This window comes from Acinetobacter pragensis (assembly GCF_001605895.1).
In the GTDB taxonomy this organism is placed as follows: Bacteria; Pseudomonadota; Gammaproteobacteria; order Pseudomonadales; family Moraxellaceae; genus Acinetobacter; species Acinetobacter pragensis.
The window spans coordinates 20,677-43,700 of record NZ_LUAW01000003.1 but is presented as its reverse complement, the minus strand read 5'-3'; the positions used below and the strand labels follow the sequence as shown (position 1 = coordinate 43,700).

The window sequence follows — 23,024 nt, the reverse complement described above, 5'->3', positions numbered from 1 at the left end:
TKCYGAATCCTTTTTTAGTAGTTTGAAGAAGGAAAGAATTAAAAAGAGAATCTATAAAACACGCGAAATGGCGCGTGCGGATGTGTTTGATTACATCGAGATGTTTTACAATCGAATCAGGCGCCATTCGCATCTTGATGGAATGAGCCCAGAAGCCTTTGAAGCAGCTTCAAAATGAGGCTACTTCAATGTCTAGGATACTGGGAGCAGTCCACTTTAATATCTAAAACATGAACATCCGTTACCGCCTTATATTTTTCCCACGTCCACTTAACCGTCTTTCCTTTCTCTAAGTACCCGGTAGAACTGCTGAACCAAAATTGACTCGCAATCACGGGGTCAACAAAAGCATTAAACACGATATTAATCGATTTTCGGATCAGCATTTGACTTTCAATTGCAATACTCATCTCTGCCCCTGCTATCAGATTTTCATTCAGTGATAGCATAGGATATGGCCAGCGTTATAGCGTTGAATTGTTATCTGGAGGCTGCATATCACTACATAAGGGAGCTTCATTTAAATCAAATGATTAAGCTGGAAAATCAAAGGCACAATGCAGAAATTAAAATTTAATCTTTTTGAACAGAATCAAAAAATAGAGGCAGGCGGCTCAATAAAATCTTTCAATAAGAAAGCGTCCAAGAAATTTATGCTGCCGCCAGTTTTCCTGATGATGTTATTAAGCTGTCTGATTGATTTATTCTCAAGGGTGAAATTCATACAAAAATAAGCATCACATCAGATTACCCTTATGCGCCTCCACTGCTGGCGGTAAATCTGCACCCAATGAATCCAGCATTTCACGCTCGATGCTGCGCACAATCGAATCCAGCGCTAAATCATTTTCCTGTTCACCAAATGGCTCTTCCAATTCGGCGCTTAAGGCATCCAAACCTAAAAACAAATAAGCGATGAGCGCAACAATAACCGGTGTCCAAATCCCAAGGCTGGATTCTAAACTGAAAGGCAAAATAAAGCAGAATGAATAGACGGCGCGGTGCAGCAGCACTGAATAGGAAAATGGCAATGGTGTAGATGAAATACGGTCACAGCCGGCATGAATATCGCCTAAGGCAATTGTATGCTTGGTTAAAGCGCAATAAATAATGTCCGTAATTTGGCCGTTTTTATACAAACCCGCCAAATCTTTCTGCACAATTTCCAGAATGTACTGCGGCTGATTTAAATGCTGCAACAGTGCTTGCCATTGCAGTTCCGACAGCTGTAAATGCGCTTGATAATAACCAAAGTCATCGGTTTTTTTACGTAAGCGGTCGCGGAGCAAATGCGTAAACAGCATAATGCGGTAGATCAGCACTTCACGCTGTGAATCATTCAGCACATAACTGTCACGTATGATATGACGGGCATTTGCAATTAGTGCGCCCCACAGTTTACGGCCTTCCCACCACCGGTCATAACAGGCCGTATTGCGGAAACTTAAGAAAATTGAAAGAATAACACCAAAGATGGTAAAGCCAATGGCAGGCACTTCCGGCACCGAGACATAATGATGCGCAGCCATGTAGACCAGCATTGCCGAAATCATGATTACAACCATCAGCGCCCAAAAAACTTTTGGCAAAATAGTGCCATGCCATGCAAACAGCAGTTTAAAACTATTGGTCTTATCTCTAATAATCACATGATGTCCTTTTCAATTGGCACGAAAAAGCCCAACCGAAGTTGAGCCTGATCTTAAACTATGGGCAACTCAACAACAGTGAGCCTTCTGGAAAATGAAAGATTTTATTTTCCAGGTTTAAAGCTGTCTTTCAAATCTAAAATACGGTTAAACACTGGTTTGCTGCGGGTATGAGCATATTGATCGGCAACAAAGTAGCCTTCACGCTCAAATTGGAAACGGTCTTCAGGCGCGGCTTCCGCCAATGCAGGCTCAATGACCGCCTGAACAACTTTCAGGGAATCCGGGTTCAGGTTCGCCAAGAAATCATCGCCAGTTTCTGGGTCAGATTCAGTAAATAAGCGGTCATAAATGCGCACTTCTGCGGGTATGCCTTTGCTTGCAGACACCCAGTGCACAACACCCTTCACTTTACGCCCTTCAGGGTTTTTACCCAAAGTTTCCGGGTCAATTGAACATTTCAGCTCAACCACTTCACCCTGATCGTCTTTAATGACTTCATCGCACTTAATTACATAGGCATGGCGAAGACGCACTTCACCGCCCGGAATAAGGCGTTTAAAGCCTTTTGGCGCAATTTCTTCAAAGTCTTTACGGTCAATGTAAATATCTTGAGTCAAAGGAATAACACGGTCGCCCATATCAACATTTGGATGGCGCGCATGCACTAGATCCATTGCTTCCGGCAAATTGGTTAACGTCACTTTCAGCGGGTTCAACACAGCCATGCCGCGGGCAGCTGTATTTTCCAAAGACTGGCGAATGCAGTATTCAAGCATTGCAACATCGACAATACTGCCGTCAACTTTAGAAACACCTACACGCTTGCAGAAATCACGCAGGCCTTCAGGAGTGAAGCCGCGGCGGCGCATGCCGACCACTGTTGGCATGCGCGGATCATCCCAGCCATTGACATAATTGCCTTCGACCAGCTTACGCAGCTTGCGTTTAGAGGTAATCGTATAGTCAACATTTAAACGGCTAGACTCATACTGACGCGGCACTGCTTTAGAATGAACCTTTTCCACAACCCAGTCATAGAATGGACGATGGTCTTGAAACTCCAATGTACATAAAGAGTGTGTAATTCCTTCAATGGCATCTGATAAAGGATGCGCATAGTCGTACATCGGGTACATTTTCCATTTATCACCCGTTTGATGATGTTCTGAATGCAGCACACGGTAAAGAATTGGATCACGCATATGCACATTCGGAGATGCCATATCAATTTTAGCGCGAAGTACAGCTTGGCCTTCACCCAGCTCGCCGTTGCGCATCTGTTCAAAACGCGCCAGATTCTCTTCAATTGAAGCGTCCCGGTAAGGAGAGTTTTTACCCGGCTCTACAAAGTTGCCGCGGTTCAGCTTAATTTCTTCCGGCGTCTGCAAATCGACATAAGCATCGCCTTGCTGAATCAGCTGCACAGCCCATGCATACAGCTGATCAAAATAGCTTGATGCATAGCAAGGCTCGCCTTTCCATTCAAAGCCCAGCCATTTAACATCATTCGCAATGCCGTCTACATATTCTTGTTCTTCGGCATCTGGGTTGGTGTCATCGAAACGCAAATTGCAGTAACCGCCAAACTCTTGCGCTACACCAAAATTCAGGCAAATCGCCTTTACATGGCCAATGTGCAAATAGCCATTCGGTTCTGGCGGAAAACGTGTAACTACTTGCTGTGTACGCCCAGAAGCTAAATCTTCGGCAATCACTTGCCGCACAAAGTCTAAGCCTGCCTGTTGTTCCTGCTGCACAGCATCGACGGCGTTACTATTTGGTGTCGGGGTGTTAGGCAGTGTTGAAACAACATCATTTGGCTTCATAACAGTAAAATCACTTTTAAAATAAAAAATTAAGAGAATTAAAACGCTATTTGATCATTTTAACAAAGAAAATAACGTTTTTACTTGCCTTGTAGTTTACAGTTTGCTTATGCTTCTCACAACCAAAAAACCCATGGCTTTGCTGTCCATGTTTAGGAGATTACACAATGAGTTTTCCTCAAGTCGAATTAAACACCAATAAAGGTCGTATTGTTCTCGAGCTTAACAGTGAAAAAGCGCCAAAAACTGTAGCTAACTTTTTAGAATACGTTCGTGACGGTTTCTATGACGGCGTAATTTTCCACCGCGTGATCGATGGCTTCATGATCCAAGGCGGCGGCATGGATGAAAACTTCAAAGAAAAAGCAACACGTGATGCAATTGAAAATGAAGCTGATAACGGCTTGACCAATGACCTTGGCACAATTGCTATGGCGCGTACTCAAGCACCTCACTCTGCATCAGCGCAATTCTTTATTAACGTTGGCAACAATGCTTTCCTGAACCACTCTGGCAAAAATGCTCAAGGCTGGGGATATGCAGTATTTGGTAAAGTAACTGAAGGCCTAGACGTTGTTAACGAAATTAAAGGCGTTCGCACTGGCAACCGCGGTTACCACGCTGACGTTCCTCTAGAGAACGTCGTTATCGAATCAGCTAAAATTATTTCTGAGTAAGAATTCCTCCTAGCCTCCCTTTTTAAAGGGAGGAATTTCTACCAAATATTTATGGTGGAAAGTCCCTCTTCATCAAAGATGGGATTTAGGGAGATTTCTTAAGAAGGAAAAGATCCGTGACCTATCTGTTTATCGCCGATTTACATTTGTCACCCAATCACCCTCGACTCGTTCGGGGGTTTTTAGATTTATTAGACGCATACAAAAATAAAAATACCCAGCTGTACATTTTAGGCGACTGGTTCAATGCCTGGATTGGCGATGACTACAGCGCGCCGTGGCTAGAAGAAATCATCACGGCCTTAAAGCAATTTAGCGATGCAGGCAATCATGTTTACTTTTTAGCGGGCAACCGCGATTTTGCATTGGGCGAAAAATTCCTTAATAAATTCAATGGCACATTGCTGAAAGAAATTGAAATACTGCAAATTGCAGAGTATCGCATTCGTATTGAACACGGCGACCTGCTCTGCATTGATGATGTGTCCTATCAAAAATTCCGCAAAATTATCCGCAATCCACTGTTATTGGGCTTTTTAAAAAGAATGCCTTTAAGCTTCCGCCAAAAACTGGCTGACGGTTTCCGTAAAAAAAGCCAGCAGGCCAACCAATTTAAAAGCTATGACATCATGGATGTGAATCCGCATGCCGTTGAACAGGTGTTACAGCAAGCTGATGTCCTCATTCATGGCCATACCCACCGCCCGAAAATTCATGACATTCTTGGTAAGCCTAGAATTGTTTTAGGTGATTGGCGTGAAGACCACGCTCAAATTTTGGAAATAAACCCCGATGCGCCTAGACAGCATTTTGAATTAAAAAAATGGCGCTATTAATCTAGCGCCACTTGATCTATAAACTGAATATAAAAGCTGTATGCCTTATTTCAAACGGTACAGCTGATTTTGTCCCGCATAAAAACTTAGACCATCCAAATTCATTGGCACAGTTTCACCGGATTCCAGCTCAACCATTTGCCCAACAGACACCCAAATGAATCCATCATTGGTATTTTGTTTGCGTTTCAGCGGTATTAATTTAACGTTTATACTATCGCCATTGACAGCGACGGCTGTACGCCATTCATTTAAATTTTCCAAAATATTGACTCAACTTGTGAGCTTTTTGTGATAGAACAAAGAGATTAATAAAACGAAGATTGAATAGTAATTCTGCAGTTACAAGGATAATGTTTAAGCAATAATGGCTTAAGACAAGATTAATCACAATTAGCTAAATAATAAATAAAAAGCAGGAACAATACCTGCCTAGACGAATAGATTCATTGTACAGTGTCATTACAAAATTAGCAAAATAATGAATTTCCCTTATAAATATTCAATTTGTCTCTATTAAAAAATAAAGCAAAAGCAGGCACAGGTTAAGCCACCAACCTGCTTTTACACAAACTTAATATTTAAGTTTAATAGCCACCCTCAGATTTCACGACTTCTGCATCTGCTTTATATTTTTGCAGCAGCTCGCGCAGCGAATTCATCAATACACTGGTGTCAACGCCAACAGCAACGAACTCTGTCCCCAAGTCAATATATTGCTGTGTAGCTTCATGCAAAGTTGACAAAATGCCCGCTGCTTTTCCCGCCGCACGAATCCGCTTTATGGCATCAATGACTGCTTTTTGCACGTCCGGATGGTTTGGATTGCCTTCATAGCCCATGGTTGCAGACAAATCAACGGCACCGATAAAGATACCGTCAATGCCGTCAACTTTTAAAATTTCATCAAGATTTTCTAATCCTGTGACAGATTCTATTTGTATCAGCAGACAGATATTTTCATGCGCTTTTGCATAATAGTCAGGAATGCTGTTCCAGCGGGTCGCCCGCGCTAACGCCGCGCCCACACCGCGGACGCCAAGCGGAGGATAATGCACCGCTTTCACCATTAATTCGGCTTGCTCAACCGTTTCAATCATTGGGATGAGCAGTGTCTGCGCGCCAATATCCAACAGCTGCTTAATTAATTGCACACTGCCAATCGGTGGACGCACCACAGCTTGAGAAGAATACGCTGCAATACTTTGCAGCTGGGCCAAAGTCGTTCTTAAATCGCTGGGCGCATGCTCTCCATCAATCAGCAGCCAGTCATAACCGGCATTGGCGGCGATTTCAGTGCCGTAGGCATCCGCCAAACCCACCCATAAGCCAATCTGCTGCTGGGTTTTCAATTTACGCTTAAAGTGGTTTGTATAATCAATCATTTGCTTGCTCATTGCAGGATGAGGTATTCCTTTGATTAAACTCCTTTTAATGAAAATCACCAATAGCGAAAACCTCTTTCTTCATTGAAATGAGCTATGAGCAAGCAGGTTCGATGCTGCCGCCATTTCATCTGCCGGGTGATTGCTTAAGATATCGGCCGCCATTTCAAAGCTAAATCTAAGTTATATGAAAATTCTTCTAATCAATTTATGCATTGAATCGGGTAAGATAAAGAAAATTGATTAATGGAGACCGTTTTCATGGATTTGCTGAATGTTTCTAAAACCCGCTATACCACTAAGGCCTATGACCCAAATAAAAAAATTCCGAAAGAGCAGTTTGAACGCCTATTAGAAATTCTGCGCCTTGCCCCATCTTCAATCAATATTCAGCCTTGGCACTATTTCATTGCAGACAATACAGCAGCTAAAGCGCGTATTGCTAAAGCCTTGGTTGGTAAATATGCCTACAACGCGCCGAAGGTATTGGATTCATCACATACCATTTTATTTTGCACTCAAGCAGATATCAGTGAAACTCATCTTGAAAATTTACTGAGCCGTGATGAAATCAGCGGGCGTTTTAAAGATGAAAAAGCCAAGCAAGGCCAAAAAGACAGCCGCACAGGTTATGTCGATTATTACCGCAATGAAAAAGGCGATATTCAGCGCTGGGCAGAGAACCAAACCTTTATTGCCTTAGGTCAGGCCTTGCTGGCAGCCGGCATTGAAGGCATTGACGCCACCCCGATCGGCGGTTTTGACGAAGAACTGATTGCAGAAGAACTCGGCTTGGCTGAAAAAGGCTTGATTCCATCTGTACTACTGACGTTAGGCTACCGCAGCGAAAATGACTTCAATGCAAAATTGCCAAAATCGCGCCTGATTAAAGAAGATATCTTTACACTGCTATAAACTTTATAAAAAAGCGATGAAAGGGAGACTTTCTCCCTTTTTTTGTCATTTCGGGACTTATTTTTTAAACAATTATCGAGTATATTTTGCGCAAATACAAAATAGGTCACTGATTATGCCTGTTGCACCAAAATTGCCCATGAAATTTAAATGCACTGCCTGCAAAACGGTATATATGCATAAATACAATTCTGACGCATTTTTAAACTATCCGACTTGTCCAGATTGCCAGCACGCTGGGCAATTGCAAGGCACAATTGAAGTTCAAGATCTGATCAAACACCCTATCGCTGTGGCAAAAAGCTATCTGCAAGGCCCTATGCTCCGCCTCAGCCGTTAAGTTGCGCAGCAACCAACACATTGTAAATACTCAATTTAAAAACATGCAAAATACGGTAAGCGTCAGACCTGCGTATTTAAATAGAAACTGATGTTTACCGCTTTCAAAAAAATCTCAGCTACTGGCTCACATTTTGCTTAATATTTAATCAAGTATAATTATATTGATGATGAGGTGCACCATGGCGCTAAGCATTTACAAATTGAGTCATCGATCTGCCATTTTTGGCATGCCCATGAAATTTGAATGTTCGACATGCAAACAGAGCTATTTGCATCCTTACACACAGGATAATCATCATTACCCTGCCTGCCCCAGCTGGCAGCAGGCTGGCCTGCTGCAAGGCATTGCAGAAACTGAAGATCTGATTCATCATCCCATCCAGTTTCTATCCAGCTATGTGCGCATGCTGAAGTCGGCGCATCCCGAAGCATCTTAAAGCTGTATTTTTTGTCTTGCCAAGCTTATAAAAAAGCCTGCTTATGCAGGCTTTCCTTTTGATGAATGCAGTCAAATCAAATTTTTAAGCCATCGCATAGGCCAAACATAAAACACTCACGATACTCATGCACAAACCCAACCCTGTCCAGACTTTTAGTTTTTCTTTAAAAATAATCAAGCCGCCCAGCACACCAAACAGCACCACTAAAATATTCATGCCTGCAAATACAATCGCTGGCGTATCCTTCAGCAGCATGTGGGCTTTGACATACAGCGCAATGTTGGCAAAGTTCAATATGCCTAGGCCTAAACCTGCCAGAACATCCTTTACAGTGCCAATGCTTTTGTTGCGGACTGTTGTATACAAAATAGAAAGGATAAATGAATAGATAAAAACCAAATTCAATGCGACTGAAAATTGAAGCCCCAAACCGGTTGTATATTTCAGCAGCACATCAATAAGCGCATAGCCGACCCAAACACAGGTTAAGTAAATAATTGCGTATGGTTTTTCTGTATTTTGACTGGCCGTGCGCTGTGATACCAAAATACATATAACGCCGATTAAACCCAATACAATGCCAATCACTTTCAGCTGGCTAAATTGTTCTTGAAATATAAAATAAGCCGCACTTAACGACAGCACCACCGATAGCCGCTGCGCAATCTCTGTTTTTAAAATACCCGCAGTCTGCAACGACTTGGCTAGGCATAAAAAAATCGAAGGCAATAAAATGCCTAATATCAGGATCAGCCACCACGGCGTTTGCTGCACAGAAATATGCTGTAAGTCGGGTTTAAACCACAGATAGCATAAAATGCTCGCAGCGGCGTAATTCCATGCAATCATCTGAAACGTATTGAAGCCTTTTTCTTTGCATATTTTCAGCAAAATTGACACCGCAACACTGCATAATGCTGCTGCAAATATCAGTTCCATAGCAATCTCTTTATTCTAAATTCAGCGCAGCTACGCCTTATTTTTTAATGCTTCAAAAGAAAAGCCCACATAGTGCGGGCTTCTCAGAACAAATAATCTATAACAGATTATTTATAGCGTTCAACCATTTTCTCTAAAGAAATTGGGCGAATTTTATCTGCGTTACCAGCAGTACCGAAAGCTTCGTAGCGGTCCACACAAATCTGCTTCATTGCTTCAACAGTTTGAGCAAAGAATTTACGCGGGTCAAATTCGCTAGGTTTTTCAGCCATCATACGGCGCATTGCGCCTGTAGAGGCTAAACGCAAATCTGTATCGATGTTGATTTTACGAACACCGTGCTTGATTGCATCAACCAATTGCTCAACTGGAACACCATAAGTTTCTTTGATGTCGCCGCCGTATTGGTTAATGACCGCAAGCCATTCTTGAGGAACCGAGCTTGAGCCGTGCATCACAAGGTGCGTATTTGGCAGCGCCGCATGAATTTCTTTGATGCGGTCAATGGCCAAAATATCGCCTGTAGGCGGACGGGTAAACTTGTAAGCGCCGTGTGAAGTACCTACTGCAATAGCCAAAGCATCTACATTGGTATCAGCAACGAATTGACGCGCTTCTTCAACAGAAGTTAAAAGCTGTGAATGGTCAAGAACGCCTTCTGCGCCTACGCCATCTTCTTCACCCGCCATGCCGGTTTCAAGACTGCCTAAACAGCCGATTTCGCCTTCAACTGAAACACCGCATGCATGCGCCATTGCAACTGTACGGCGTGTTACGTCAACATTATATTCATATGTTGTCGGTGTTTTACCGTCTGCGCCTAATGAACCGTCCATCATGACTGATGAGAAGCCCAATTGGATAGAACGCTGACATACATCAGGGTCGGTACCATGGTCTTGGTGCATAACGACCGGGATATGCGGCCATTCTTCAATCGCAGCTAAAATAAGGTGACGCAAGAAAGGCGCACCTGCATATTTGCGCGCGCCTGCAGAGGCTTGCACAATAACAGGTGAATTTGTTGCATCTGCTGCAAGCATAATTGCGCGCATTTGTTCTAAGTTGTTTACGTTAAACGCTGGTACGCCGTAAGCATGTTCGCCGGCGTGATCCAAGAGCTGGCGCAATGAAATAAGAGCCATAGTGTCCTCCCAGGTAATGCGACATATTCTACATGTACAATGGTTTCAAATCAGCATCAAAAAGCCGTTTTATAAAAAAAATCCCTGCTTATGCAGGGACTTTTAAAATAAAAACAACAAACTTAGTGAGCCGCCTGCTCAGCAGGCGCTGTTTCGGCATCCGCAGTCGCTTCATCTGCTGGCGCATTAGCCACTTCTGCAGGCACATCCTGATTTTTTTCATCAAGCACTGGCTTGTCCAATGCATCAATTGCAGCCTGCTGTTCAGGCGTTGTCTGCGCATCAGCAGCGGGGGCAGATGCTTCAGTTTCAGTTTTAGTCGCTTCTTCTTTCTTAGAACATGCTGTTAATGCAAGTGGCGCAATGATTAATGCAGCAAGTGCCAGTTTAAGATTCATCAGATTTTCCTACAGGTAGATGAGTAACTGCAGAAAATTTTATTGCAGTTATATTTCATTTTGATGACTATAAAATGAATCGATTAAATATCAAAAAAAGAGCAATAAAAAAGGCTGAACATCTGTCAGCCTTTTTTAACTTGCTTTACGCTTTAAGCGCGTTCAAGCAATACCGCTACTGCCGGTAACGTTTTGCCTTCTACAAACTCAAGGAACGCGCCGCCGCCAGTCGAAATGTAGCCGATTTTGTCTGCAACGCCATATTTATCAATTGCCGCTAAAGTATCACCGCCGCCGGCAATAGAGAATCCATTTGATTCAGCAATCGCTAAAGACAATGCTTTCGTGCCTTCGCCAAATTGATCAACCTCAAACACACCTACTGGGCCATTCCAAAGAATGGTTTTAGATGTTTTTAGAATCTCTGCAAATGCTTTTGCAGTTTCTGGGCCAACATCCAAAATCATGTCATTGTCTGCAACATCTTCTACTTTCTTAACGACAGCTTTCGCTGCAGCCAAAGAACCTAAGAAATCGTCAAAGTTAATTTCAGAGGCATCCGCAACCACAACATCCGTTGGAAGCGGAATAGAAACTTTTGCAGCAATGGCTTTTGCTGTATCAATTAAATCATGTTCACACAATGATTTACCGACATTGAAGCCTGCCGCTGCAAGGAATGTGTTGGCAATACCGCCGCCCACAATAATTTGATCGCAAAGGTCTGAAAGAGATGTCAATACGTCCAGTTTTGTCGACACTTTAGAACCAGCGACAATAGCTGCCATTGGCTTTTCAGGTGTTTTCAGCGCACGGCCGAGTGCATCTAATTCAGCAGCCAATAATGGACCTGCAGCTGCAACTTTTGCTAAACGCGCCACGCCTTCAGTCGATGCTTCTGCACGGTGTGCTGTACCAAAGGCATCCATGACAAATACATCGCAAAGCGCTGCATATTTTGCAGCCAGCTCTGGGCTGTTTTTCTTTTCGCCCGTATTGAAACGGCAGTTTTCAAGTAGCACAACTTGACCTGGCTGAACATCAACGCCATCTAAATAATCTGTAAACAATTTAACTTCTTGACCCAATGCTTCGGTTAAATAAGCCGCAACTGGCGCCAAAGACTGTTCAGCTTTTGGTTCACCTTCAACAGGACGGCCTAGGTGAGAATAAACCATTACAGCTGCGCCTTTTTCCAAAGCAGCTTTAATTGTTGGCAATGCAGCGCGAAGGCGCGCATCGCTGGTAATCACACCGTTTTTAACAGGAACGTTTAAATCTTCTCGAATAAGAACACGTTTGCCCGCTAAATCAAGGTCAGTCATACGCTGAAAGTTCATGTATAGCTCTCTTTATTGATATCAAAACGCGGAGATTTTAAATGATTATGCAGAAAAAGGTTAGCTTCTTTTGCAGAAAAGGCATCGAAAGCCAAACTTTTGCTATCATAGTGAAAAGCCCCTTTAAGATTCAGAGCTTATGTCTATTCATCCAGATCCAAATATCAATCGTTTAAACGTCTTAGGCGAGTCTTTAGCCAGTTGCTGCTATGACCCGATTACCGGATATTTCCGCAACGGTTTCTGCCACACAGCCGCGACTGATTTGGGCCAGCATACAATGTGCGCTGAAATGACTTCTGAATTTTTAAGCTTTTCTCAAAAAGCAGGCAATGATTTAACCACACCCTTACCAGAAGTCGGTTTCCCGGGTTTGCAGCCGGGTGATTTTTGGTGCATTTGTGTGACCCGTTGGGTGGAGGCATACCAAGCCGGCATTGCTCCGCCTATTAAAATACAGGCATGTCATCAAGCTGTGCTGTCTTATGTGCCGCTTAATGTCCTCATGGAATATGCAGTGTAATGAATACTCAAAAAATCATTTTGGCTTCCAGCAGCCAAACCCGTAAAGATTTAATGGATCGTTTACGAATTGATTACCTGTCTATTGTTCCTGATATAGATGAATCTCCGCGCGGTGAAAGCCATGCCGATGATTTAGCTCAACGACTGGCCTTTGAAAAAGCCAAGCGTATTGCAGAACAGCATCCCGATGCGATTGTCATAGGTTCAGACCAAGTCGCTTGGCGTGAAGGCGCGCCGGATATTTTTATCGGCAAGCCATTAAGTCCTGAAAAAGCCGTCAGACAGCTGCAGGCCAATTCAGACAAAATTGTGTATTTCAGTACCGCACTGAGCGTTCAGCATCTGAAGGCTGGCTTTGAGCAGACGCTGGTCGAGCATTACAAAGTCAAATTCCGCAAGCTGAGCCTGCCTGAAATTGAACGCTATATTGAAGTAGAACAGCCGCTGCACTGTGCCGGCAGCTTTAAATGTGAAAGTCTGGGAATCAGCCTTTTTGAAGAAATGATTGGTCATGACCAAACCACATTAATGGGCATGCCAATGATTAAGCTGTGCAATATTTTGCGTCAGTTGAATGTTTTAGTTCCTTAAGGCTCATACTCATTACACACCCCTCATTCAGCGGATAGCCACAGCTTGCTGTTCGCTGATATCATCCAGCCATACATGGCGTTATCAATCATTCGCCTGCATTCAAGATTCTCAAGCCTGCTTTTCAACAATGAGTACTAAAAGCATCTGACATCTGCTGTTCAAAAATAGCGTAAAAGTCAAATTCAATCACACAATAAACGCGCGTCTTGTGCTGTCTTATGCAATGCTGGCTTGTCTGCAGACTGAGCGTATTCAAATAATAATATAATCCCCTTGCACCGCTCCCTTTGATCATAAGACAATAAGCCCAATATTGATTTAAATCTGCTTAGGCTATTTCATGTCTCAACCTTTAGACGTTCTTGGCGGAATCAGCGCCGAACAATTTCTTGCTGAATATTGGCAAAAAAAACCGCTGCTCGTGCGCAATGCATTACCTGAAATTGCTGGAATTTTAGAACCAGATGATGTGATGGAGCTTGCGCTGGAAGAAAATATCACGGCCCGCCTGATCAAACAGAAAGACCGCGATCCCAATCAGTGGTCTGTCAAATCTTCTCCGCTGCTGAAAGCGGATTTTCAAAAAATGCCAAAACTTTGGACTTTACTGGTGCAAGCCGTTGATCACTACTCGTTTGACTTGGCTGAGCTGTGGAAAAAGTTTTCATTTATTCCACAGTGGCGCCGCGATGACATCATGGTGTCTTATGCGCCTAAAGGCGGTTCTGTCGGCAAGCACTTTGACTTTTACGATGTATTTCTTGTTCAAGGTCATGGACACCGCCGCTGGCAGCTGGGCCAAATGTGTGATGCCGAAACTGATTTTATTGCAGGCCAGCCATTAAAATTATTGCCGGAAATGGATGTGCATTTTGATGAAGTGCTGGCGCCCGGCGACATGCTCTACGTACCGCCAGGTTTATCGCATTACGGCGTTGCAGAAGATGACTGCCTTACGTTCTCATTTGGTTTCCGCATGCCGAATGTGGCGGACATGATGGATCGCGTTTGTGATAAATTTTCTGAAAATCCTGCGCTTAAAAACCCGCTGTTGGACATTATCCGCGATCAGCAAAGCGCAATTGGTCAATTGACACAAAATGAACTGGAATATTTAAAAGAAAAAATCTTTGAACAATTGCAAAACTCTACTGTAATCGAAGATGCCATTGTCAGCCTCATATCGGAGCCTAAATATCCTGAAAATATTCCCGATGCTGAAGAAATCGGCACGGGTGATCTGGAAGATGCTTTAGAGCAAGGATACTTGCTCATGCTTGAACCCGCTTCCCGCCTGCTTTATACCGAGCAGGATGATGAATTGCTATTTTGGGCAAACGGCGAAAGCATCTGTATCTCTGAGCAGTTTGCGCCGTATCTGAAAAAGCTGGCAGATGGCCAAGCCATAGCTTTAGATGAAACTTTATTTGATCAGGATATTCTAGAAGATATTGCTGAGCTGATGAATGAATCTGTCATCATGCTATTGCCGTCAGAATCTGAAAGTTAACGGCAAAACAACACTGTCGCATTGTAAAAAAAGAGGGCTCATGTCCCTCTTTTTTACGGCAGAATAAAACTGTTTGCGCTGAATGATATATAGAGCAGTCTAAAGCTTAATGCAGGCATGAACAATCGTGCCATCTTCTCCTGAATCTATACTGAAATTACCGCTCATCTTCTCTATGCGGCTTTGCATGCTGCGCATGCCTATGCTCATGCCATTTTGCTTTACGCAATCAACATCAAAACCAACGCCATTATCCTGAATGATTAATTCCAGCTGTGATGGGCTGGCATAATGCATGCTGACTTTAACCTGTGTTGCCTGACTGTGCTTGATCACATTCGTCAAGCTTTCCTCCAATACACGAATTAAGTTCAAACACTGCAAGGCTGTGGGTTCAGTTTCCCATTGCGCAGCAAACTCCCATTGCGCACGAATATCCATTTCATCCATCAGCTGACTGAAACGATGCCGGACAGGAGCAGCCCAAAGCAAAGGTGTCTCCGGTATTTTATTCCCTGCAACAGATCCGCTGTCAATAATTTGGCGTAAATCATCACGCAGCAGTTTCAGCATCGATAAAAACTGCTTATTTGGAATTTTTTTATCACATTGATCGACCAAAATCATAGAGCGGACAATGGAGGATCCAAGCCCATCATGCAAGTCATGAGATAATTTCATCCGCTCCTGCAGCCGTGCATTAAACAATTCCAAACGGTGCTGATCATTCAAGCTGCTGCTTAAATCCAAACTGACCTGCTGTATTTTTGTTGACAGCTCATCATTGAAATGTTCAATTTTTTTTATGTTTCGATCCAAACGAGAACCGAGAAGAATAACAATAAACAGTGTAAATAAGGGTGAGGTATAGGGTGATAAAAGCGTAATATCAGGAACTGAGCTTATAAAAACAAGTCTTAAATCATAGACAGAAATAAACATAATGGCTGTCATGCAGACAGCCAGCAGAATATAATCTGAGCGCTTTACACGCACAGCAACCCAGCATAAATGAATATATGTCACAAAATAAATACCGCAATAAAACAGGAACACTGAATCAAACAGCCCCTTCATCTGATTCAATGAAACTGTCCAAATACAGAGAATGAATACTGCAGTCAATATCAGCAGAAAGCGTTCAATTTTTGGCTTTTTAACCCGCACGAATCTGAGCAAATATGTGCAAAAACACAAAATATACAACATGAATATAATCAAATTCATTCGGGCGGCGGCTACAGAACTTGAAAAAATATACGTTTCCGTGGCTAAAATATTGGAAATAAAAAGAATCCATAAAAAACAGCTGATTGCAAACCAGCCAAAACTTGATTCACTGCGGCGGTAAAGCCAGATCACCAGACAAAACATGCCTAAAGTGGCCGATAAAATTAAATTGATTTGGAATAGGGTCCGCATATTCCAAATTCTTTTATCATTCACGGCATTTGCTTTAATAACATTGTCAAAACTGACTGTTCCGATTCCTGAGCTCATTGCAGAATAACCGGTTACATAAATAAGTATTTCATTGCTATTTTTCTTTAAACCGGATATGGGCATAATCCAAAATCTGGGCATGTTCCAGCTTTTGGATAAAGGCTCATGCAAACTCTTGTCACTCCAAAGCATATCGCCATTTAAAAAAATAGCCCCTGCTGTATTGATATGACTGATGGAAAAAGCAATCGGTTCCGCCAGCCGCGCATGATCTTGGCAATTCCAGCTCCATATCAGCCTATACCATGCCCCGCCTGTATAATTCGGCCACGCCTCATTCCAATTATCGGGCAGTTTTTGAACCGGCACCCAGCCCTGCTTCGGCAGCTCTAAATTGGATGCAGTTTGGACTTTACTAATGCTGTTTAAAATAACTTGGCATTGGCTGTTGATTTGATAGGAAATAGAAGCGCTGCAGAATGAACTGATCAAGCAGCTCAGCAAAATGCAGCACAAGTATTTCCATCGAAACATTATAAAATTCCTAATGATCGCGCGGCGCTGACAGCCTTAGTCCGTTTAGTCACTGAAAGTTTTCGGTAAATATGCTTAATATGGCTTTCTACCGTATAGCGTGAAACAAACAGCTGCTCAGCAATTTCACGGTTGCTTAGCCCTTGCGCCACCAAATTTAGAATTTCTTTTTCACGGAAGGTCAAAATGTTTTGATCAGCGCTGCTATTGCCTCCTGCAACTTCTGTCTGCTGCTCGATTTCGGTCTGAGCAATTTGCTTTAGAATTTCACGGGCAATAAAAGGATCTATCGGCGCGCCGCCGCGCAAAATACTGCGGATGGACAGCAATACTTCAGCATCATCCCGCTCTTTCAGCACATAGCCTGTTGCGCCAGCTTTGATTGCGCCAATTAAACTTTCCTGCGTGCTCCATGCAGAAATCACCAGAATCATGGTATTGCTTTCAGCGGCACGAATTTTTTCGATAATTTCTGTGCCGTGACCATCAGGCAGGCCTAAATCAATCAGTGCCAGTGAAATCGGCTGCTGTTCTAAAATTTCAAATGCTTCTTTTACATTCTTAGCAAACAGCAGCACATCATTGGCATAGCCAAGATCATTCAAAATTTTACGGAGCCGAAACTGAATGATTTCTTCATCTTCCACGACCAAAACCGGTACTGGTAAAACTACTTCCATCGCCATCCCCTGATTGCCCCTAAACTATTTTTGATTCTAATGAATTAGAAAACTGTAGAATATCCCTATAATTAAGTATATTCCCAGTTATTCTTCAATTAACGCATTCAGCCTTTGGACATTAAAGCTTCGGCAGCACAAAATATAAAGCCAAGGCACAATCTTATCCTTCATTTTGCCAGCTTAAGAACCATATTGTTTTTGGAGATATTTTACAATCTCAGCAGATTCAAACAATTTGACGCCAGTATTGGGGTCAACCAAATACGGCACCTGAATATTCTCCCCCATGACCTTCAACACATGCTCCCGCTTTCCGCCTGCCAGAGGAATGTATTTCCCCGGCTTTAAGCGCAGCACCGCCAAGCCCTGATCTTGCCAGCGCTCTTTGGCGACATTGTGGAATTTAAACGGCAGTTCAAGCACTGTCAGTTCAGCCCTGACAATACGTGTATAAGGACTCGCCTCGAAGCCCCACAGCTCAAGCAGCTGTTCAGGCGCTTTACGCTCTAGAATCTTCTTATTGACCCAAACACCGCGAGCGCCGTTGGCCAGCGTACCGGCAAGCGCTAAAGCAGGCACTTTAGGGTAGTGAGAATATTTTTTGGGTGTCCGTCCAGTGCTGCCATAATACTTGAATAAATGATGAATAATATCCTGTGACTCATACAGCTGCGTGCCTGTATTTTCATCTACCAAGAAAGGAAATTGACGGCGCCCGCCCAATTTTTTCATTTCATCACGGTAACGCTTACCGCCTTTAGGGCAAGGATAAACTTCATAATCTAAATTCAGTGTGGTCATCACCTCACGGACACGGCGGCAAAACGGAGAGCCTTCAAATTCATACAGCTTCAGCGCATTTGGCGGCTGCTGCGGGTGCGCTGTGCCATTGGTGCCGCGACCGCCTTCCAATGCCGCTGACGCCAGAGCCTGCAGAACTTTTACTTGATGCATTAACATAGTCGAATCCTTATTATTCAGCCCATTTCAAAGCTGTGGTGCTTTTATTGTTTTTAAATTTTTATGCAAGCATCAGCCAGCTTGCTGTACTGACGCTTTTGCGTTCATGCCGCTAGATTGAATTAAAGCTCGGCTAATGCGTTTTTTGACACAATAATGCCATTATTATCCGCATAGATATAATCGCCGGTCTGTATGCTTACACCGCCGAAGTTGAGCTGAATATCTGTTTCTCCAGCGCCTTTACGGTTGCTTTTTTGCGGAATGCATGCCAGCGCATGAACCCCTAAATCCAATGCTGCAATCGCGTCTACATCACGCACGCACCCATAGATGACCACGCCATTCCAATGATTCTTTACTGCAGATTCTGCAATTAAATCCCCCATCAGCGCGCAGCGCATAGAAGCTCCGCCGTCAACAACCAATACTTTGCCAGCACCGTCTGTCGCCAGCAGCTCTTTCACCCGTGAATTATCTTCAAAACATTTAACCGTAACAGCCTGACCGCCAAAACTTTTACGCGCGCCATAACTTTTGAAAAATTTTCCATCCATTGATGGCGTTACCACCTGAATTTCTTTCTCTGGATGATCATCAAGCAGATCACAGGTTACAAAAGGCACTGTAGACACGGTTTATCCCCTCATTTGGTTTTTTGTATGCGTAAATTATCATAAATCTGAAATTTTTCAGTCTGTGTTTGCGCTGCATCGACCATAGTATGAGCCACTTGCGCCGCTGTCACTGGCTTAAATTTAAAACTGTCGGGTACTAAATGCGAAAAGCGCTGATACAGCTTTTGCGCCGCGTCTTCCAGCTTGCGCGATTCTTGACGCTGTCCCAGCAATAATGACGGGCGAACAATGGATGTGCGGGTTAAAGCCAAGTTTTTGACGTAATACTCCAGCTCTCCCTTGACCCGATTGTAAAAGACAGGCGATTTCGGGTTGGCGCCTAAAGCGCTGAGAAGAATATAGTGCGTAGCCATATTTTCCAGCAGCTCAGCAAAATGCGCGTTAATGACAAAATCCGTATTATAAAATTTTTCTTTCGTGCCCGCCTGCTTCATGGTTGTTCCAAGGCAGCTGAATGCATGCGTATAGCCGCTGACATCCTGTTCATTCAGCAGCAGAAAGTCTTCCAGCTCAAATTGCTGCACTTTTTCCAAATGGTTAAATTCATTATCGCGCTTGCGCACGACTGCCGTAATATTTGCGCAATATTCATTTTGACTGAGCTGACGAATCAGCTCCCGCCCTACTAAACCTGTTGCTCCGATGACAATCGCATTTTCAATAGAATTAATCATTTTTTGTACAATCTCCCGCCATTCCTATTAATCTAACGTTTTCTTTGGAATTTTTCTTCATCTAAAATGTTGTCAAAGCATGTCAAGACTTGACTTAACTGCATAATCTAATCAAAATATGCCACTTGTTTACGGGCTGGTGATAGTTCTGCTGATGTGGTTTTCAGTTGAAGTTCAGCCCGCCCAGACCAATCTAATTCAAGGAGTGCACGAGTGGCAAACTCTGCTCAAGCTAAAAAACGTGCCCGTCAAAACGTTAAAGCACGCAAACACAACGCTAGCTTACGTTCTATGGTTCGTACTTATCTTAAACGTACAGTAGCTGCGATTGCTGCTGGCGACTATGCTGTTGCTTCAGAAGCTTACAAAGCAACTGTACCTGTAATCGACCGCATGGCTGATAAAGGCATCATCCATAAAAACAAAGCTGCTCGTCATAAGAGCCGCTTGAACGCGCAAGTTAAAGCATTAGCTTCTAACTAATCGCAAAAAATAAAAAAAGCCCTTTTCGGGCTTTTTTTATTGTCTATTATTTATAGGCAGAAATAATAAAGCCCGCAAATGCAGGCTTTATTATCCCAGATACCGCCCTATTTATTCAGCATCTCTAAGTTTGATGATGAAAGATAAGCCAGCAGCAGATTATTGTTGGTATTTAAGTTCGTCCAGCGCTGATTAGAACCATTGGTACAGCTGTAACGGATTAAAGTTCCACGGTTATTGCTCAAGTGGCCAGAACTCAAATCCAAGCATTGGCCGCTTTGACGAATACTCGTTGTCGCGGCATCCATAGTCCAGACTTGCGTATCTTGATTTAATGCACAACGTTCAAGTGTCACTTTAGCGCCGCTGCCATTTCCTGTTAAGCACTGGCTTAACTGCGCTTTATTATGAATACGCCCAAGCGCATCATAAATCCATTTCTCACTATCATCTGCACTGCAGCCCGTCTGACCGCTGATATATAGATTTAAAGAGCCGTCTTCCAAAGTTTCTGACTTCAAACAGTTGGTGCCATTTTGAATCAGCGCAGTTTCATTCAACAATCCTTCTTGGCTGACTGAAAGTTTTTGCATGAATTTTTCAAGTGCGGTTTCAGCCTCAGCAACTTTATTCAATAAATCCTTAGAATAAGCATTCATCCAGCGATTCAAACGATAAACTGTATTTTGTTGAGTTTCATAGCGCTCCAATTGCTGTTGAGCAGCCCTGCTCAGCAGTGATTTTTCATTTTTGTATGAGTCATACAGTAATGCTTCTGCTGAGCTTAAATTCACAACGGCCTTGCCTGCCTGAGTAACTAAAGCTTCTTCCAATTGTGGCAGCTCTATAGAACGGAGTGCGCTATAGCCAGAAACACGGCCAATTTTAACCGCTGGCTTAATGGCTTCCGCATATGCCGGTATATCAATATGAGATAATAGCTTTGCAGCCTCTTCAGCTTTTTGACAATACAAATCTACAGATTTAGGCTGATCTGAAATTGCAATATTTACATGAAGCTTGTTGGCATTTGACCCCATGCGTTTTGGCGCCAAAGCTATAATTTTATTCTGTGAAGGCAGTTTGACATCCAGCCAGCATGCTGAACTTGCACTGGCTGCATTTGCGGCCGGTAAATCGAAAACATTCCCCCAGTTACTTCGTGCAGCCGGATAAAGCAAACCAACCTGCTGTTCAGGATCATACCCACCCAAGATCGTAAATACAGGAACACCGATCTGCTTAGGTTTTAAATAGTTTCCATCCGCGCTGTTAAACCAAATCTCGGAAGATGCAGGCACGTTTGGCTGTGTAATTTCCATTTTACGCGTATTGGCATCCCACAATTTATAACCGGTAGGTGACGTTTCATCCCATACTGCACGATTAAAATGCGGTTGAATTTTCAAGAATGTGCTGTAGCCAGTATAGTGCGTATATTTTGAATAAGTACTGCTTGAATAGCCGCCGGACATTGCATCACGGCTATATGGTAATAAATTTTTAAAATTTGCCGTACCCGTGCTCGCATCCCATAAAGAGGTCGAAGCCCAGATTAAATTACCCCGCATTTTGTTTCGGTTCGCGATATATCCCCAGCCGCTATCCGCATGGTGCGATGCCCAAAAATAGTTTGTGACGCCCGCTGTTGTTACCGCACCCGGATAATGCCCTAATCCATAATGATGGCCAATTTCATGACTGAACTCATTGCCTACCGAATCCACCAAAGTCAGCATACCATTACCGCCGCTCAAGCCATGAGTGCTGTAGCCATTTGCATATCGGCCGCGCGAGTGATGCACAATGACAGACTCCGTGAGCTGCGGCTGAGATTGGCTTGACATAGAAGCGCTGGTTACACCCCAGTTCGCTAAGTTGATCCCCACGCTAAATGTAGACTTGCCTACATTTTCACGCATGTCACCAGAGTACACACCGCCATCCGTTGCACTGACATCGTCATAAATAACACCAGATGCCACCATCACTTTATCTAATTGAATATCATCGTACTTAGCTACAACCATCTCAGCAGCCGGAATCGTTTGGAAATAATCCGTTCCTGCTTTTTCAGGTTCCAGCAACATATAATGTCCCGTAGAAATCGGGGGGTCGCTTAACATACCTATACGGATATTATTCAGCACCAGCTCCCCTGGCGGCGCAAAGTCAATTTTTTCCTCTGCAAGTTCACCACTTCTGCGTTGGCTATCCATGAGACGAATTTTAAGGCCCGGCTTTACCTCATCCCAATTCAAATGACCTGACCATGCTTTTTTACTGTAGTAAACGTTAGGACGCCCTTTTTGCCCGCTCTGATCAGATGCCGGTATCAGCGAAGGATCGTTCAATGCAATTGTGCGAATTAACTTATTATCCAGATAAATTTCAGCGCTTAAACCAGAAACCGTTCCCATAGCTTCCGTCGGTGTCACTAAAAGCAATGCTTCTTTTTCACTGGTTAAGCGAGGCATTTTATTTGCCTCATTGCCATTAGGGTCTACAACATGCTGCTGACCAAATTGAATCATTGCATGAAAATCACCCTCTAAATCTTCTCGAATTTTTCTGACATCTTCAACTGCATCGTAGTCATAAAATCCAAGCGAACCTTCTTCAAGCGCACCTTGTGCAGGTTCTTGATATTTCCCCAGCTCAGGATCATACGCTGTTCCCCCTTTACTGCCATCATCACTCCCCCCGCCGCCGCAGCCAGCAAGCATCAATGCCAAAACACAGACACTTAAATTGCTTGTCGCAAAACAAATCACACTTTTCATTATTTACCCTAATACAGATACACTTATAGTTAAAAAAGCGAACCCAACATTAATATTAAAAATCAATAAGTTCACACAAAATAGCATCCTATAAATATTGTTTTTTTATTGCAAATGACGTGATTTGTCAAAAACAGACGCTTTTTAATTTTAATAGGAAAAAAATATTAATTTGACATGAAATTACGTGATATATATCGTATTTAAAAATAAAACTTTGCCATCAAACATGCTTATTTGCATTTTAAATGTGGCAAAAAATGTCATAGTTTTTTTCTTCAAAGATGAATCTTTTTTGCAAT

25 protein-coding genes are annotated in these 23,024 nt (G+C 43.1%); 10 read left to right on the top strand and 15 right to left on the bottom strand.

Annotated features, from left to right (window positions below; translation table 11 throughout):
- A partial coding sequence (locus AZH43_RS17995; protein ID WP_145914988.1) for an IS3 family transposase occupies nt 1-178 on the top strand: 178 nt, incomplete at its 5' end.
- Between the two features lie 7 nt (nt 179-185).
- Here AZH43_RS17995 and AZH43_RS01485 read toward each other — a convergent pair.
- The 3 genes from AZH43_RS01485 to AZH43_RS01475 all read right to left on the bottom strand — a co-directional run bounded on the left by AZH43_RS01485 (nt 186) and on the right by AZH43_RS01475 (nt 3,478).
- Nucleotides 186-410 (bottom strand): SRPBCC family protein, encoded by a 225-nt coding sequence (locus AZH43_RS01485; RefSeq protein ID WP_227509762.1) that lies wholly within the window; start codon nt 408-410, stop codon nt 186-188.
- A gap of 327 nt (nt 411-737) precedes the next feature.
- Nucleotides 738-1,649, bottom strand: coding sequence for a bestrophin family protein (locus AZH43_RS01480; RefSeq protein ID WP_067665762.1), 912 nt, complete (start codon nt 1,647-1,649; stop codon nt 738-740).
- A gap of 104 nt (nt 1,650-1,753) precedes the next feature.
- Nucleotides 1,754-3,478, bottom strand: a complete 1,725-nt coding sequence (locus AZH43_RS01475) for a glutamine--tRNA ligase/YqeY domain fusion protein (RefSeq protein WP_067665759.1) — start codon at nt 3,476-3,478, stop codon at nt 1,754-1,756.
- 167 nt (nt 3,479-3,645) lie between these two features.
- On the opposite strand from AZH43_RS01475, the gene AZH43_RS01470 reads away from it, so the two are divergent.
- Both AZH43_RS01470 and AZH43_RS01465 read left to right on the top strand, forming a co-directional pair.
- Entirely contained in the window at nt 3,646-4,155 is a 510-nt protein-coding gene (locus tag AZH43_RS01470) for a peptidylprolyl isomerase (protein ID WP_067665756.1), read from the top strand.
- Between the two features lie 116 nt (nt 4,156-4,271).
- Nucleotides 4,272-4,991, top strand: coding sequence for a UDP-2,3-diacylglucosamine diphosphatase (locus AZH43_RS01465; RefSeq protein ID WP_067665753.1), 720 nt, complete (start codon nt 4,272-4,274; stop codon nt 4,989-4,991).
- A 45-nt stretch (nt 4,992-5,036) separates the two neighbouring features.
- On the opposite strand, the gene AZH43_RS01460 is transcribed toward AZH43_RS01465, so the two are convergent.
- Both AZH43_RS01460 and hpaI read right to left on the bottom strand, forming a co-directional pair.
- The gene (locus tag AZH43_RS01460; RefSeq protein WP_067665750.1) at nt 5,037-5,255 is read right to left on the bottom strand and encodes a transposase; all 219 of its coding nucleotides are present in this window, start codon (nt 5,253-5,255) and stop codon (nt 5,037-5,039) included.
- Between the two features lie 323 nt (nt 5,256-5,578).
- Nucleotides 5,579-6,376: a 4-hydroxy-2-oxoheptanedioate aldolase gene (gene hpaI / locus AZH43_RS01455; RefSeq protein WP_067665779.1), complete on the bottom strand. Its 798-nt coding sequence runs from the start codon at nt 6,374-6,376 to the stop codon at nt 5,579-5,581.
- Between the two features lie 261 nt (nt 6,377-6,637).
- Between hpaI and nfsB the strand changes: the two genes are divergently transcribed.
- The 3 genes from nfsB to AZH43_RS01440 all read left to right on the top strand — a co-directional run bounded on the left by nfsB (nt 6,638) and on the right by AZH43_RS01440 (nt 8,070).
- Nucleotides 6,638-7,291 carry an oxygen-insensitive NAD(P)H nitroreductase gene (gene nfsB, locus AZH43_RS01450; RefSeq protein ID WP_067665747.1) on the top strand — a complete coding sequence of 218 codons (654 nt, stop codon included), beginning with the start codon at nt 6,638-6,640 and terminating at the stop codon, nt 7,289-7,291.
- Between the two features lie 175 nt (nt 7,292-7,466).
- Nucleotides 7,467-7,631 (top strand): hypothetical protein, encoded by a 165-nt coding sequence (locus tag AZH43_RS01445; protein WP_227509761.1) that lies wholly within the window; start codon nt 7,467-7,469, stop codon nt 7,629-7,631.
- A 202-nt stretch (nt 7,632-7,833) separates the two neighbouring features.
- Nucleotides 7,834-8,070 (top strand): hypothetical protein, encoded by a 237-nt coding sequence (locus tag AZH43_RS01440; RefSeq protein WP_406564598.1) that lies wholly within the window; start codon nt 7,834-7,836, stop codon nt 8,068-8,070.
- Nucleotides 8,071-8,154: 84 nt separating this feature from the next.
- Here the strand turns inward: AZH43_RS01440 and AZH43_RS01435 are convergent, their stop codons facing one another.
- From AZH43_RS01435 to AZH43_RS01420, 4 genes are all read right to left on the bottom strand, one after another.
- Nucleotides 8,155-9,012 carry an EamA family transporter gene (locus tag AZH43_RS01435; protein WP_067665741.1) on the bottom strand — a complete coding sequence of 286 codons (858 nt, stop codon included), beginning with the start codon at nt 9,010-9,012 and terminating at the stop codon, nt 8,155-8,157.
- 107 nt (nt 9,013-9,119) lie between these two features.
- On the bottom strand, nt 9,120-10,157 hold the full coding sequence (fba, locus tag AZH43_RS01430) for a class II fructose-bisphosphate aldolase (protein WP_067665738.1): 1,038 nt from the start codon (nt 10,155-10,157) through the stop codon (nt 9,120-9,122).
- Nucleotides 10,158-10,279: 122 nt separating this feature from the next.
- Nucleotides 10,280-10,555 carry a hypothetical protein gene (locus AZH43_RS01425; RefSeq protein WP_067665735.1) on the bottom strand — a complete coding sequence of 92 codons (276 nt, stop codon included), beginning with the start codon at nt 10,553-10,555 and terminating at the stop codon, nt 10,280-10,282.
- Nucleotides 10,556-10,707: 152 nt separating this feature from the next.
- Nucleotides 10,708-11,895: a phosphoglycerate kinase gene (locus tag AZH43_RS01420; RefSeq protein ID WP_067665732.1), complete on the bottom strand. Its 1,188-nt coding sequence runs from the start codon at nt 11,893-11,895 to the stop codon at nt 10,708-10,710.
- A 139-nt stretch (nt 11,896-12,034) separates the two neighbouring features.
- Here AZH43_RS01420 and AZH43_RS01415 point away from each other — a divergent pair, with 139 nt between their 5' ends.
- From AZH43_RS01415 to AZH43_RS01405, 3 genes are all read left to right on the top strand, one after another.
- A complete protein-coding gene (locus AZH43_RS01415) occupies nt 12,035-12,418 on the top strand; it encodes a DUF2237 family protein (RefSeq protein WP_067665729.1) in 384 nt (127 codons plus the stop codon).
- Complete coding sequence (locus AZH43_RS01410) at nt 12,418-13,011, top strand: Maf family protein (protein WP_067665727.1); 594 nt, start codon at nt 12,418-12,420, stop codon at nt 13,009-13,011. Before AZH43_RS01415 ends, AZH43_RS01410 begins: the two co-directional genes overlap by 1 nt.
- 343 nt (nt 13,012-13,354) lie before the next feature.
- A complete protein-coding gene (locus tag AZH43_RS01405) occupies nt 13,355-14,524 on the top strand; it encodes a ribosomal protein uL16 3-hydroxylase (RefSeq protein ID WP_067665724.1) in 1,170 nt (389 codons plus the stop codon).
- A gap of 99 nt (nt 14,525-14,623) precedes the next feature.
- Here AZH43_RS01405 and AZH43_RS01400 read toward each other — a convergent pair whose 3' ends face one another.
- From AZH43_RS01400 to AZH43_RS01380, 5 genes are all read right to left on the bottom strand, one after another.
- On the bottom strand, nt 14,624-16,501 hold the full coding sequence (locus tag AZH43_RS01400; protein ID WP_081406747.1) for a sensor histidine kinase: 1,878 nt from the start codon (nt 16,499-16,501) through the stop codon (nt 14,624-14,626).
- Entirely contained in the window at nt 16,501-17,181 is a 681-nt protein-coding gene (locus tag AZH43_RS01395; protein ID WP_067665771.1) for a response regulator transcription factor, read from the bottom strand. Before AZH43_RS01395 ends, AZH43_RS01400 begins: the two co-directional genes overlap by 1 nt.
- A 183-nt stretch (nt 17,182-17,364) precedes the next feature.
- Entirely contained in the window at nt 17,365-18,144 is a 780-nt protein-coding gene (locus tag AZH43_RS01390; protein WP_067665721.1) for a glutathione S-transferase N-terminal domain-containing protein, read from the bottom strand.
- A 122-nt stretch (nt 18,145-18,266) separates the two neighbouring features.
- On the bottom strand, nt 18,267-18,779 hold the full coding sequence (gene rraA, locus AZH43_RS01385; protein ID WP_067665718.1) for a ribonuclease E activity regulator RraA: 513 nt from the start codon (nt 18,777-18,779) through the stop codon (nt 18,267-18,269).
- Between the two features lie 11 nt (nt 18,780-18,790).
- Nucleotides 18,791-19,456: an NAD(P)H-binding protein gene (locus AZH43_RS01380; protein WP_067665715.1), complete on the bottom strand. Its 666-nt coding sequence runs from the start codon at nt 19,454-19,456 to the stop codon at nt 18,791-18,793.
- Nucleotides 19,457-19,669: 213 nt separating this feature from the next.
- Between AZH43_RS01380 and rpsT the strand changes: the two genes are divergently transcribed.
- Nucleotides 19,670-19,939 carry a 30S ribosomal protein S20 gene (gene rpsT, locus AZH43_RS01375; protein ID WP_067665712.1) on the top strand — a complete coding sequence of 90 codons (270 nt, stop codon included), beginning with the start codon at nt 19,670-19,672 and terminating at the stop codon, nt 19,937-19,939.
- Between the two features lie 107 nt (nt 19,940-20,046).
- Here the strand turns inward: rpsT and AZH43_RS01370 are convergent, their stop codons facing one another.
- Nucleotides 20,047-22,722 (bottom strand): M66 family metalloprotease, encoded by a 2,676-nt coding sequence (locus tag AZH43_RS01370; RefSeq protein ID WP_067665709.1) that lies wholly within the window; start codon nt 22,720-22,722, stop codon nt 20,047-20,049.
- Nucleotides 22,723-23,024: the final 302 nt, after the last annotated feature.